At 68.7% G+C, this 12287-nt stretch carries 10 protein-coding genes and 1 pseudogene; 5 read left to right on the top strand and 6 right to left on the bottom strand.

Going from position 1 to position 12287, the window contains the following annotated elements; translation table 11 throughout:
• On the top strand, window positions 1–522 hold the full coding sequence (locus tag NRP21_RS27730) for a DUF6428 family protein (RefSeq protein WP_257719492.1): 522 nt from the start codon (window positions 1–3) through the stop codon (window positions 520–522).
• Window positions 513–725: a hypothetical protein gene (locus NRP21_RS27725; RefSeq protein WP_257719491.1), complete on the top strand. Its 213-nt coding sequence runs from the start codon at window positions 513–515 to the stop codon at window positions 723–725. The genes NRP21_RS27730 and NRP21_RS27725 overlap by 10 nt, the downstream gene beginning before the upstream one ends.
• Here the strand turns inward: NRP21_RS27725 and NRP21_RS27720 are convergent.
• From NRP21_RS27720 to pstS, 3 genes are all read right to left on the bottom strand, one after another.
• Window positions 722–1294 carry a YciE/YciF ferroxidase family protein gene (locus NRP21_RS27720; protein ID WP_257719490.1) on the bottom strand — a complete coding sequence of 191 codons (573 nt, stop codon included), beginning with the start codon at window positions 1292–1294 and terminating at the stop codon, window positions 722–724. The two genes, NRP21_RS27725 and NRP21_RS27720, sit on opposite strands and share 4 nt — an antisense overlap.
• 205 nt (window positions 1295–1499) lie before the next feature.
• Complete coding sequence (locus NRP21_RS27715) at window positions 1500–3209, bottom strand: Na/Pi cotransporter family protein (protein ID WP_257719489.1); 1710 nt, start codon at window positions 3207–3209, stop codon at window positions 1500–1502.
• A gap of 63 nt (window positions 3210–3272) precedes the next feature.
• Window positions 3273–4325, bottom strand: a complete 1053-nt coding sequence (pstS, locus tag NRP21_RS27710) for a phosphate ABC transporter substrate-binding protein PstS (protein WP_257719488.1) — start codon at window positions 4323–4325, stop codon at window positions 3273–3275.
• A gap of 287 nt (window positions 4326–4612) precedes the next feature.
• Between pstS and NRP21_RS27705 the strand changes: the two genes are divergently transcribed.
• Window positions 4613–4993 (top strand): cyclic nucleotide-binding domain-containing protein, encoded by a 381-nt coding sequence (locus NRP21_RS27705; RefSeq protein ID WP_257719487.1) that lies wholly within the window; start codon window positions 4613–4615, stop codon window positions 4991–4993.
• 199 nt (window positions 4994–5192) lie between these two features.
• On the opposite strand, the gene NRP21_RS27700 is transcribed toward NRP21_RS27705, so the two are convergent.
• From NRP21_RS27700 to NRP21_RS27690, 3 genes and pseudogenes are all read right to left on the bottom strand, one after another.
• Window positions 5193–8474 (bottom strand): glycerophosphodiester phosphodiesterase family protein, encoded by a 3282-nt coding sequence (locus tag NRP21_RS27700; protein WP_257719486.1) that lies wholly within the window; start codon window positions 8472–8474, stop codon window positions 5193–5195.
• A 403-nt stretch (window positions 8475–8877) separates the two neighbouring features.
• A complete protein-coding gene (locus tag NRP21_RS27695) occupies window positions 8878–9054 on the bottom strand; it encodes a YciE/YciF ferroxidase family protein (protein WP_257719485.1) in 177 nt (58 codons plus the stop codon).
• An 88-nt stretch (window positions 9055–9142) separates the two neighbouring features.
• Window positions 9143–9283 (bottom strand): annotated as a pseudogene (locus NRP21_RS27690) (DUF892 family protein); the annotation flags it as partial.
• Between the two features lie 263 nt (window positions 9284–9546).
• On the opposite strand from NRP21_RS27690, the gene NRP21_RS27685 reads away from it, so the two are divergent.
• Both NRP21_RS27685 and corA read left to right on the top strand, forming a co-directional pair.
• Window positions 9547–10944, top strand: coding sequence for a carbohydrate porin (locus NRP21_RS27685; protein WP_257719484.1), 1398 nt, complete (start codon window positions 9547–9549; stop codon window positions 10942–10944).
• A gap of 67 nt (window positions 10945–11011) precedes the next feature.
• Window positions 11012–11980: a magnesium/cobalt transporter CorA gene (corA, locus tag NRP21_RS27680; protein WP_257719483.1), complete on the top strand. Its 969-nt coding sequence runs from the start codon at window positions 11012–11014 to the stop codon at window positions 11978–11980.
• Window positions 11981–12287 lie beyond the last annotated feature (307 nt).

Here is a 12287-nt window from a genome sequence, read left to right as displayed (position 1 = left end):
ATGAACGCGCCTGCTCTGCCCCTGACGGTCGGCTTCCAGGGCGATGCCTCGCTGGGTGCCCTGCTCGACGCCCTCCGGCCCCACGAAGCGCGTCGGCTGGTCATCAGCTATGACGGGCAGCGGATCCAGCCTGGCTACCACGTGACCGAGGTGAAGGCCGGATCCTTCGTCACCCTGGACTGTGGCGGGAACCCGGACGCCTGGCAGGAGACGATCCTGCAGGTGGAGGACCTGCCTGCGTCGGCCGAGAAGCCGGAGCACATGGACGTCGGCAAGTTCCTCGCGATCCTGGAGAAGGTGGCCGCCCGGGTCAGCCTGCAGCCGGGAAGCCGCCTGACCTTCGAGGTTGGCCCGCCCGGCCGCCCCATGCAGATCTTCGACGTCGAGGCCATCCGGATCGAGGCGGCGGGCGCCACGATCGAGCTCGGCCCCCGGCCCGCCATCTGCAAGCCGCGTCACCGAGCGGAGCAGGAGGCAAAAGCCGCGTCAGCCTGCTGCAAACCGCAGAGCGGATGCTGCTGAAGCCAATGCTACAAGCTGAGAAGGTCGGCGGTGACTTTCGCTACTGGGAAGTCATCGGCGACATGCTGGTGGCCGTGGTGGGCGCCAACCGCCGTTGCTGGGTCGGACAAGAAGCAAAGTGGCTGTTCTTCAGAGAGGACAAGTGCTTGACAACGGTGATGCGCCGCAAGGCTCATAGGTCTCGCGGCGCGCGCCTCTCTTAGGCCTTGGCCCTCCTGCCGCCTGAGGCACGCTTGGGCGCAGTCTCGTCCGTCTCGGGCGCTTCCTCTTCGTCGCTGGTGCCTTCGTCACCTTCGGCGTTGTGGAAGACTTCGGCGATCTGGGTCAGGAGGAGGTCGGTCTTCTTCTCCTCTTCGAGGGTTTCCCCCAGGAGCTGCTCGGCTTCAGTCAGGCCGAGCTTGCGAGCCCAGGTCTTGAGCAGGCCGTAGCGGGCGATCTCGTAGTGCTCGATGGCCTGGGCGCAGCCGATCAGCACGTCGTCCGCCGCCTCGGTGTCCCCGAAATCCTCCAGGTCCTCCTCCATCTCGGCGGTCAGGCCCTGCATCGCCTCGCAGGTCTTGCCCTTGGCACTCTTGCCGAGGATCTCGAAGACCTGGACGAGGCGCTCGACCTGATTGGCGCTCTCCTCAGCGTGCTGGAGGAAGGCGTCCTTCAGCTCCGGCGCCTTTGCCGCCTTGGCGGACTTCTTCAGGGCCCGGACCGACTGCTTCTCGGCGTAGTAGACGTCCTTGAGCGTCTCGTGGAACGCGTCGCGCAAGGTTTTGTCAGCCATGTGACACCCCTCTTCCCTTTCGGCATCCAGAACCGACTGCCGATGTCGAGGGAACGCCCCAAGCGAGGGGCGGCTTCGGGGGTCATGAACCCTTCACCGGCAGCGGGGCAACGGAACTTGCTGCCACCACCGCCGGGCTCAGGCGCGCGGCACGACGCCGCCTTCGCGGAGCAAAAAAAGGGGGGTGATGCCGCCCTCCCGCACTCTACTCCGCGGGAAGCGGCTCCAGCCCCATGCCGGGCGATGCCGGCCGCGCCGAGGCGGGCACCGCGGCAACCCGCGGCACGGAGCGGCGCTCGGCCTCCAACCGGTCCACGGCCTGGAACACGCGCTCGGCGCTGCCCAGCAGGGCCAGCATGGCGCCGCGCTGGTCCGGCGGCACGGCGTAGAGGGCCAGGGTCCGCTCCCGCAGCGCCGCGATCAGCGCGTTGCCCTCGACCTCCGCGGGGGCCGCCGGCGCCGGGGCCTGGCCGGGGGCCATGGCGGTGGAGAGCTTGCGGGAGATGCCGTCCAGCATCGCGTCCACCACCGGCTTCGCCTCGGGGGCGAACTCCTCGCGCTGGATGCGCCGCGCCACCTGGTGGAGCATGTCGCCGAGATTGGCGGCGATGTCCGCCTCCTCGACAAGGCTGGCCACCTGCTCGGCCTGCCGCGCGGACAGGTTGGGCGCGAAGAGCGAGGCCGCGAAGGCGCGGATGTCGCGGTTCAGGATGTCGAGCGCCGTGTGGTGCTCCGCCGGCACGCGCGGGGCGGTGGGCACGCCGCGGGCGGTGTCGATGAACAGGGTGCTGGCCTGCACGTGGCGCGCGATCTCCTGCTGCACGGCGAGCAGCGCCGAGGGCAGCTCCGCGCGGGCCCCGGCGGAGAGGTACTTCGGGGTGGAGTAGTCCTCCACGTCCTCCGAGGCGTCGCGGCCGATGCGGGACAGCACGCGCTCGAAGACACCGATGAAGGGGTAGAGGAGGATGACGTTGAAGATGTTGAAGAAGGTCGAGTAGATGCCGATCGCGACCGGCACCAGCGGGTAGGTCTCGCGCCCGCTCACCACTACCGGCACGCCGGGGTCGCCGCCGAACCAGCCCATGGCCCAGCGCAGCACATCCATGGAGATGAAGAAGAGCGGGATCGTGACCAGCACGCCGATGATGTTGAAGGAGATGTGGGCGTAGGCCGCGCGCTTGGCGTTGCGCGAGAGGTTGAGCGAGGCCATCCAGGAGGTGATGGTGGTCCCGAGGTCGGCGCCGAGGGAGAAGGCCACCGCCGTCTGCCAGTCCAGCACGCCCGAGGCACCGAGGCCCATGACGATGCCGATGGTGGCGGAGGAGGAGTGGATCAGCGCCGTGATCAGCGCCGCGGTCACCACGCAGGCCAGCAGGCCGCCGAAGGTGCTGGCGTTCAGGCCTGAGATGGCGGACATCACCTCCGGCATGCTGCGCAGCGGGCGCAGGCCGCCGGTCATGAGGTTCAGCCCGTAGAAGATCAGCGCGAAGCCCATGCAGGCCAGCGCGATGTTCTTCACCTTGTCCGACTTGGCAAAGATGTACACCAGCGCGAAGAGGCCGCCGAGCAGCAGGCCCAGCGGCCCGAGCGGCAGGGCGATGAGGCCGTTGCCGAGGGTGGTGCCGATATTGGCGCCCATGATCACGCTGATGGCCGGGCGCAGCCCGACCACCCCCGCGTTCACCAGGCCGACGACCATCACCGTCATCGCCGTGGAGGACTGGATGACGCCGGTGATGACGGTGCCGGCGAGCACACCCTTGGCCGGGGTGCCGGCCAGCCGCGCCAGCAGGTTGCGCATCTTGGTCACGGCCAGGGACTGGATGCCGTTGGCCATGAATTCGAGGCCGAGCATGAAAATGCCCAGCCCCCCGATCACAGGCACGATCACCTGTGTGAAGAGGTCAACCTGCATGGGGGCGTGGCCTTTTTCCGGTATTCGGGACGGCGCCGCGGCGCCGCGCGTGTTTCTGGGCTTTCAGCGGGCGCCGCTGATGCTGGACCGCCAGTACTCCGACACCTCTCGCGCCACCGCCTCGGGCAGCGGGACAAAGCCGAGGGCTGTCGCATCCCCCGCGCGCTCGGTCAGCGCCATGCGAAAGAACTCGGTCAGGTGGCGGCCGCGGGCGGCGGTGCCGGGCTGGCGCGGGGCCACAACGAAGACGGTGGCGGTGATGGGGTAGGCGTCCTCGCCCGTCGCGTCGGTCGCCCCCTGGGCGAAGTGCCTCCTCGGGTCCCAGCGGGTGCTCGCCAGGGCCGCGCGCAGGGTCGGCAGGGTGGGCGCGACGAAGCGGCCCGCGCGGTTCTCCAGCAGCGCGACCGGCAGGCCGCGCTGCGCGGCCTGGCCGGCCTCCACGTAGCCGATACTGTTCTCCGTGGCCTGCACACGGTCCGCCACGGCGCTGTTGCCGCGCAGCCCGGTTCCCACGGGCCAGCGCGGCAGGGTCTCCACGCCGATGCGGGACTGCCATTCAGGGCTTCCGGCGGCGAGATAGGTGGTGAAGTGCCAGCTGGTGCCGGAACGGTCGCTGCGGTGGACCACGGCGATCGGCGCCTCCGGCAGGCGCAGCCCCGGGTTCAGCGCGGTGATGGCCGGGTCGGACCAGCGCGTCACCTCGCCGAGGTAGATCCTGGCGAGGACGGGGGCGGAGAGGCGCAGCGTGCCGGTCGGAGTGCCGCGCAGGTTGGCCACCACGGCGACGCCGCCGGTCGCGATCGGGAACTGCGCCAGCCCGTGCCGCTCCACCTCCTCCGGCTGCATCGGGACATCGGTCGCGCCGAAATCCACCGCGCGCTGGAGCACCCGCATGATGCCGCCCATGGAGCCCACGGGCTCGTAGTCGAAGCCGCCATCCGCGCCGAAGGCGCTGCCGCCCTCTCCCTGAAGCGCGGTGTAGACCTGGCCCCAGCGCGCGAGGAGCGGGTGGGCGAAGGTGGAGCCGGCGCCCGCGAAGCCATCGGCCCAGGCGGGGGAGACGGACATGGCCGCCAGCATCGCAAGAAGAAGACGGGAAGCGCTGCGCCTCAGCATGGGTGCGCTCCGTTCCAGCGGGGTCGATTTCCGCTGCCTTGGGGGGCGATGGCCGGTCTCACTGACCGGCCCTGGCCCGCTCTGACCGTTCGGCTACCGGGACAATGTGAAGAGCGCAAAAGACAGGTTTGTGACAGCTGGGCGGGACCGGCCTAGAGTTCCCGCTTCCCTACGTCGCCAGGACCGAGGGGTGACTCGCGTCACCTTGAAAAGGGTCCGGGGCCACTTCCGCCTGGCAAGTCGTCACAGAACTGCAAATAATCGAGAACAGGATCCTGGAGGCAGCGATGCTCGATTTTCTCGAGAAATCACTGGATGTGCGGCAGATCTCCCGATCCCTCGGCGTCGTGCTCAGTTTCGCGCCCGGGGATCTCATCTTCCGCGAGGGAGACCGGCCGACCTGCATGTACGTCCTCCTTGAGGGAGAGGTGGAGGTGCGCCGGGGGCAGGTGGTGATCGAGACGGTCGGACCGGGCCAGGCCCTCGGCATCGTCTCGCTCCTCGACGACGAGCCCCGCACGGTCACTGCCGAGGCACGGAAAGCCTGTCAGGTTGCCGCGCTCGACGCGCGGAAGTTCCGGTTCGCCGTGGAGCAGGTGCCCCACTTTGCCTGGTGGTCGATGGCTGAACTGGCACATCGGCTCCGGTCCACCAACGCCGCGCTGTAACGGACGGCAGGGAGGCACGATGGCGGTCCGCCTCGGCCTTCCGGCTCCAGCGGCCGGTCGCACTTCCGACGCCATCGTGCTGGATGGACGGCGGCGCCTTCTTCGCTGGCCGGGCCGGGCAGGCCCAGAGCGCCCGGAGGGGTGATGCCGCCCGAGCGGGGCATGGCCGGACGGCTCCGGCCATGCCCGTTCCGGATCGTCAGGCGGCCCAGATATCCGCGGCGATGAGTTCCGGGTTGCCGGCGAAGGAGGCAATCCGGACCGCGGCGGCTCCGGCCGCGCCGTCGGCATCGTAGTAGAGGGCGCCGGTCGCTCCGTCGTAGAGGACGCGCTGCGCGGCGGTGGTGGCCGTGCGGCCCACCCCGAAGGCCTCCTCCGCGATCACGCCGGCGGAGCCGATGGCAGTGAACACAGTGGTGTCCAGCTCGACCCGGTCCTCGCCCGAGACAAAGTCGAGGATCCGGCTCTCGTTTCCTGTGCCCAGCGCGTCGAGGCGGAAGCGGTCGGCACCACCGCCGCCGGTCAGGCGGTTCAGGCCCGTGCCGCCCGCCAGCAGGTCGTCCCCGCCGCGCCCGACCAGCGCGTCGTTGCCGCCCAGCCCGTAGAGGCTGCTGCCCGCCTCGTTGGCGAGGATGCGGTTGTCGAGGTCGTTGCCCGTGCCGACGCGCGCCGCGCCCTCCAGCATCAGCTTCTCGAGGTTGGTGCCGAGGGTGTGGTCGATCAGCGCCGTCACCCGGTCGTAGCCGGCGCCCGCGGCCTCCACGACCACGTCCCCGGCATCGTCCACCTGATAGGCGTCGTCGCCCGCGCCGCCCGCCATCGTATCGGCCCCGGCGCCGCCGAGGAGGCGGTTGTCGCCGCTGCCACCGAGCAGGCTGTTGCCCAGGGCGTTGCCGATGATATCGGCCCCGGAGGCGCCGCGCAGCTCCGCGTTCTCCACAGTGGAGGCGAGGTTCAGGCGGTCCTCCCCGGCGTAGATGGCGGTGTCGATCCCGGTGCTGCCCTTGGCGGCGGTGAGGCCGTCCACGTCCAGCACCACTATGTCGTTGCCGCGCGGCGCGCCGCCCGTGGTGGAGATCGCGCCGGGGACGGAGATGGCGCCGTCGCCCGCGCGCAGCTGGTCCACGATCGATACGCCGGTGCCGGGGAAGTCGGTGAAGAGCCCGTCGAAGCCGGAGGCGATGACCTTCAGGTACTCCTCCGCCGGGCGCTGCACCGTGCCGTCGGGGTTGAGGAAGGAGAAGTATTCCTCGTCGCGGAGCGTGTAGATCACCGCCTCGATGCCGGCGTCATGCGCCCACTTCACGATGTCCATCTCCGCGCCCGTCAGCTGCGCCGAGATCAGCGGGATGCCGTCGCCGTCATACTCCACCGGGGTGGCGAGCGGGGTGGAGGCGTAGACGTCCTCCTTGTAGGGGCTGATGACGTCCGCGTAGAGGTCGGCCATCGCCTTGATCGCTTCGGCCGAGTAGAGGCCGCCGCCGCCCACCTCGGCCACCGTCGTCGCCGTCAGCGGGAAGTCGAAGCCGTCGAAGAGCGAGGGGTCCGCGCCCAGCGCCGCGTTGGCGGGGTTCAGGTGGAAGGCGATGTCGGGGGAGTAGTTGTTGTACATCAGCTGCACGAGCGGGATGTCGATGCCGGCGGCCGGCATGATCTTCGTCTGCAGCTCGATCAGATTTGCGATCTCGAAGGACTGGATGGAGACGCGGGTGGGGTCGGTGAAGCCGTTGGCGACCAGCGTGTCGATCAGGAGCTCGCTGGTGTCCACGCCGATCCTCGTGCCGTCGGCGTAGACGCCGTTGTACTCGAAGTAGGTGGGGTGCTTCGTCTCGGGGATGATACCTATCTTCTCGCCCGTCTCCGCCTCCACCTGCTTCACGAGGTCGATGACCTCCTGGAGCGTCGGGATGCGGAACTGGTCGTTGAACTCGGTATTGTCGGGGCGCAGCTGCGGGATGCGCTCCCGCGCGTAGAGGGTCTTCAGCTCGGCGAGGGTGAAGTCCTCCACGAACCAGTCGGTGACCGTCTCGCCCTCCAGCACCTTCGTCGTGCGGCGATCGGCGAATTCGGGGTGGTCGGCGACGTCGGTGGTGCCGCTCAGCATCGGCTCGTGCCGGTCCACCAGCACGCCGTCCTTGGTCAGCACAAGGTCGGGCTCGATCACCTTGGCGCCGAGGCGGATGGCCTCGCGATAGGCTTCCAGCGTGTGCTCGGGGCGCGTGCCGCTGGCGCCGCGATGGGCGATCACCTCGGGCGCGTCGCCGGAGAGGGTGTCGAAGACCGGGTCGATCTGCAGGTCCATGGAGACGAGGCGGTGGTCGGAGGCGGGGAAGCCGTTGGGCGGCAGGGTGGGGCTGTAGTTGCCGGCGAGCGGGAAAAGCGGGTCGGCGGCTACGGGCCAGAAGACCTGGCCCACCACGGGGGTGAGGCCGGCGGCGGAGGGGAGGACGTAGTCGGCGCGCAGGTTGCCGGGCGCGCCGTCCGCGAAATCCGCGGTGTCCTGGTTCGGGTTGCCGGTATGGCTGGCATTGGCGCCGCCCTGCGCGGCGGCCGCCTCGGCGGCTCCGGCGGAGGTGGGGACGATGCTGGCGTCGATTACGGGGTTCTGGAGGAGCTGGAGGGCGGCGGAGTCGACGCTGTCGCCGTCATTCGGGTCGGCGTTCATGTCGCCCATGATGACGAAGCGGGCGCCGGCCTCCAGGCCGCCGGCGTTGCCCTCGTCATCGTAGATGTAGTCGCCCCGGCCGGGGGTGATGTAGTCGGAGAGGAAGCGGATCTCGTCCGCGTTGCGGAGGCCGTTGCGGTCCTCGGCGCCGTCGAAGGTGGGCGGGGTCGGGTGGGCGACGATTACGTGCAGGATCTCGCCGTTGATCCGCACGGGGATGTCCCAATGGGACTTGGAGGAGAGGCGCAGCACGGCCAGTTCCTCGGCGGAGTAGAAGTCGTCCGGGGCGGCGGTGGAGGCGTCGTCCGGCAGGCGGGCGCCGGGCATGTCCTTCCAGAGGAAGGTCTGGAAGGTGCGGATGTCCTCATAGACGATCTCGTACCTGGAGTAGATCGCCATGCCGTACTGGCCGGCGTAGTTGCCAAAGCCGAAGGCGTCGTCGCCGTAGCCCGGGGCGCCGAGGGTGGTCACCGCCACGCCGTTGTTGTTCAGGTCCAGGCCGGTGGCGATGCCGGTGTTGGACGGGGCGGTGAAGGCGTAGCCGTAATTGATGGCCTGCCCGCCGCCATCGGCGAGGCCGAGCGTGTTCTGGCCGACGGCCAGGTAGTTGTCCCGGAACAGGTTGAGGGCCCTGTCGCCGGAGACGTAGTCGAACTCGTTGATGAGGACGATGTCCGGGGCGGCGCGCTGGATGATCTCGGCGACCGTCTGCGCCTGGAGGTTGCCGGGGGTGGAGAGGTCGCGGACCAGCTCGCCCTCTGCGTTGCGGTTGAGCGACGCGTTGAAGGTCGCTACCCGGATCTCAGTCCCTGCCATGTTGGCTTCTCCCGTCCGCGGTGGGCTCTTCACCTGAATATCGGCAGGAACCGCGAATGGACGGTGGGTTAACCGGGCAGACTTGCAACGCCCGTGTGACTTTGATGAAGCTTTCTTGGCCAAGGCTTCGTGAGGCAGGGTGGATTAAGACCCGTGGGGAGCAACAACTGGAAGGTACGTACCAAGGTTCGCATCTCATCCGGCGTATCGCGCCGTATTTCCCGCTCCTGTATGGGGTGCAGCAGGTCGATACCAAGGTGGCGTTAACAGCATCATCCAAATCAGCCGGAAGGGACGGTGCTGGCGCAACGCCCAGCCGAATACGAGCCACACAAAAACTCTACGACCGCTTCGCGAGATGGAACTCTGTCCGCTGTCGACCGCTCGGGATCCGGCCGCGAATTCAGCAGCCTTGGTTGCCGCTCAGGCCGAGCTTGCGGGCCCAGGTCTTGAGCAGGCCATACCGGGCGATTTCATAATGTTCGATGGCCTGGGCGCAGCCGATCAGCACGTCGTCCGCCGCCTCCGTGTCCCCGAATTCCTCCAGGTCCCCCTCCATCTCGGCGGTCAGGCCCTGCATCGCCTTGCTGGTCTTTTCCCTTGGCGCTCTTGCCGAGAATCTCGAACACCTGGACGAGGCGCTCGACCTGATTGGCGCTCTCCTCGGCGTGCTGGAGGAATACATCCTTCAGCTCCGGCGCCTTTGCCGCCTTGGCGGACTTCTTCAGAGCCCGGACCGACTGCTTCTCGGCGTAGTAAACATCCTTGAGCGTTTCGTGGAACGCGTCCCACAAGATTTTTTCAGCCATGTGACAGCCCTCCTCCCGTCCGGCATCCGGCAGTCGCTGCCGGTCTCAAGATGCACGCCCAGAGCCCGGGGCGGCTGCCGGGGATCAAAAGTCCGTCACTCGAGGTGGGGTGGATAGGTCTGGCCGGAAGCTGCCATTCCGCTTCGAAGCATGCGTGGAGTTGAAGCCAACCTGCAGCCCTGCGGCATGTGGCATCTGGCAGAGGAAGTTTCATATTGTAGAAGTCGGACCTGCTACGCTGTTTGGCAGGAGCAAACATTCGAATGGCCTGCACCGCGCTGTCTCGCTCAGCCCTGAGCGTCTTCAGAGGAACCCTTCTCGCCTTAGCTCTCACAGCCACCACCAGCGCTCAGCAGGCCGGCTCGCCCGGCGGCGGCGACGATGGAGCGGCGATCTTCCCCGGCATCGCCCGGGAGCTGAAGGCCCTGCAGGAGGAGGGCTGGCTGGTCCACGGCCAGGCCACCTTCGTGCTGCAGGGACATCCCCGCTTCCGCTCCCCCTACCAGGGCGCGGGCAGCCTCAAGCCCGAGGCCTCCGCCGCGAACACCTTCTCCTCGGACCTCATCATCGGCCGCCGCCTCTGGCACGGGGCGGAGGCGGTGGTGGACGTCTCCGTCACCCGCGGCTTCGGCCTCTCCAACTCCACGGGCGTTGCGGCCTTCCCGAACAACGAGGCCTTCCGCCTCGGCTCGACCGAGCCCACCATCTTCGTCCCCCGCGCCTTCTTCCGGCAGACGATCGCCCTCTCCGACGACACGGTGGAGGGCGAGGACGACCCGCTGCGCTTCGACGGCGCCCTGCCGCGGGAGCGGCTGACCTTTACGGTCGGCAAGATGTCGGTCTGGGACATCTTCGACAGGAACAGCTACTCCCATGACGCCCGTACCCAGTTCCTCAACTGGGCTCTCGTCGGTGCCGGCGCCGTGGACTACGCCGCCGACGCCCGCGGCTGGACCATCGGTGCGGCGGCGGAGTGGGAGGACGGGACCTGGGGCCTGCGCGCCGGCGCCTTCCAGGTGGCCCGCCGGGTGAACGGCCTCTTCCTCGACCCCTCCATCACCCGCGGCTGGCAGTTGCTGGGCGAGGTGGACCGCTTCACCCGCCTCGGCGGCCGCCCCGGCGCCGTGCGCGTCATCGCCGGCCTCTCCCGCACCCGCCAGTCGAGCTGGGGCGAGCTGCTGGATCCCGTCAATCCCGTGGACTTCGAGCTGAACCCGCGCAACTACCGCACCAAGGCCATGCTGGCCCTGAACCTGGAGCAGGAGATCGCCGACAACCTCGGCGCCTTCGCCCGCCTGTCCTGGAACGACGGCCGCACGCAGAACTGGATGTTCACGGAGATGGACCGCGCCATCTCCGGCGGCCTCTCCCTCAAGGGCGCCAGCTGGAACCGCCCGGAGGACACGGTGGGACTGGCAGGCAATGTCGGCTGGGCCTCCGCCGGGCGCCGCCAGTACCTCGCCTCCGGCGGCATCGGCTTCATCACCGGCGACGGCGCCCTGCGCGGCGGGCCGGAATACGCGATCGAGGCCTTCTACGACGCGGCCGTCGCCCCGGGCGTGAACCTTGCCCTCGACGTGCAGCAGGTCTTCAACCCCGCCTATAACCGGGACCGGGGACCGGTGACGCTCTTCGCGCTGCGGGCGCGGGTGGCTTTCTAGGGATCCGGCAAGGCTTGGCGCCGGGGCCACTTGCTGAGACCCTGGCGCAAGCTTTCCCGAGGCCCTGATGAGCGTCGTCGCCGCCTACCTCTACCAGAACGGAAGCCGGGTGCGGCCCGTCGCCATCGACGAGCCGACGCCCTGCATCGGCGACCGCTCGGAATTCGTCTGGATCGGCCTGCTCGACCCGACCGAGCAGGAGCTGCTGGTGCTGCAGGACAAGTACGGCCTGCATCCCCTCGCGGTCGAGGACGCCTTCAAGGCCCACCAGCTTCCCAAGGTGGACGTCTATGGCGACCAGCTCTTCGTCGTCGTCCGCACGGCCCATCTCGAGCAGGACAGCATCCGCTACGGCGAGACCGCGGTCTTCGTCGGCAAGCACCACATCATCAGCGTCCGGCACGGCTCGGCCCGCGCCCACAAGGAACTGCGCCGCCAGCTGGAGGCCTCCCCGGCCCTGCTGGCCCAGGGCGTGGACTACGTGCTCCACGGGGTGCTGGACTTCGTCGTGGACGGCTACCTGCCGATTGTCGAGGCGATCGAGGAGGAAGTGCTCGCGATGGAGCAGCAGGCGCTGAACACCTCCCTCACGCGCGACCAGGTGGCACGGATCTTCCGGCTCCGGCGCGAGATGCTTCGCTTCCAGCGCATCCTGGGCCCGATGAGCGAGGTCTGCAGCAAGCTCGCCCGGCTCGACATGCCCTGCGTCGACGTCGAGGCACGGCCCTACTTCAGCGACGTCCTGGACCATGTCCGGCGCGTCCAGGCCATGGTGGACGGGCTGCGGGAAGTTCTCACCTCGGTCTTCGAGGTCAGCGCGCTGCTGGAGCAGCAGCGCCAGGGCGAGATCACGCGGCAGTTGGCGGCCTGGGCCGCGATCCTGGCCGTGCCTACGGCCATTGCCGGCATTTACGGCATGAACTTCGAGAACATGCCGGAGCTGAAGACGACCTATGGATACTTCGTGGTCCTCGCGGTCATCGCCCTCCTCTGCGTGACCCTCTACATCCGCTTCCGGCGGGCGAAGTGGCTTTGAGACGCATATTTCTCGCGATCAGGGTGAATATCCGCTTCCCGGATGTGACAAGAGCTCGCGGCGGGACAGCGCAGGGCGCAGAGCGGCCGTGACCGCGTCTCGACGTTAGCGGCACGGCCGCTGTCGGGATCGGGGCGCGGGGAAGCGAACATCGCGCGCCGCTTCGAACCGGGCGCTCAACCCGCTTGCCGTGCTCCACCTGCATCCGGATCGCGATTTCGGCGTGCGAGTATAAGCAACGCGAACAGGGGAGCACCACGAGGGTACCGAACGGCAGCAGCGCGACGTGCGGCCCACTTCCGTCAAG

This window comes from Roseomonas populi, assembly GCF_024594815.1.
GTDB classification, from domain to species: Bacteria; Pseudomonadota; Alphaproteobacteria; order Acetobacterales; family Acetobacteraceae; genus Roseomonas; species Roseomonas populi.
This window is presented reverse-complemented; position numbering and strand designations above follow the sequence as displayed.

What these genes read in the sequence shown, in the direction of transcription:
- NRP21_RS27730 (WP_257719492.1), top strand. Translation starts at nt 1, where the DNA reads ATGAACGCGCCTGCTCTGCCCCTGACGGTCGGCTTCCAGGGCGATGCC.
- NRP21_RS27725 (WP_257719491.1), top strand. Translation starts at nt 513, where the DNA reads ATGCTGCTGAAGCCAATGCTACAAGCTGAGAAGGTCGGCGGTGACTTT.
- NRP21_RS27720 (WP_257719490.1), bottom strand. Translation starts at nt 1,294, where the DNA reads ATGGCTGACAAAACCTTGCGCGACGCGTTCCACGAGACGCTCAAGGAC.
- NRP21_RS27715 (WP_257719489.1), bottom strand. Translation starts at nt 3,209, where the DNA reads ATGCAGGTTGACCTCTTCACACAGGTGATCGTGCCTGTGATCGGGGGG.
- pstS (WP_257719488.1), bottom strand. Translation starts at nt 4,325, where the DNA reads ATGCTGAGGCGCAGCGCTTCCCGTCTTCTTCTTGCGATGCTGGCGGCC.
- NRP21_RS27705 (WP_257719487.1), top strand. Translation starts at nt 4,613, where the DNA reads ATGCTCGATTTTCTCGAGAAATCACTGGATGTGCGGCAGATCTCCCGA.
- NRP21_RS27700 (WP_257719486.1), bottom strand. Translation starts at nt 8,474, where the DNA reads ATGGCAGGGACTGAGATCCGGGTAGCGACCTTCAACGCGTCGCTCAAC.
- NRP21_RS27695 (WP_257719485.1), bottom strand. Translation starts at nt 9,054, where the DNA reads ATGCAGGGCCTGACCGCCGAGATGGAGGGGGACCTGGAGGAATTCGGG.
- NRP21_RS27685 (WP_257719484.1), top strand. Translation starts at nt 9,547, where the DNA reads ATGGCCTGCACCGCGCTGTCTCGCTCAGCCCTGAGCGTCTTCAGAGGA.
- corA (WP_257719483.1), top strand. Translation starts at nt 11,012, where the DNA reads ATGAGCGTCGTCGCCGCCTACCTCTACCAGAACGGAAGCCGGGTGCGG.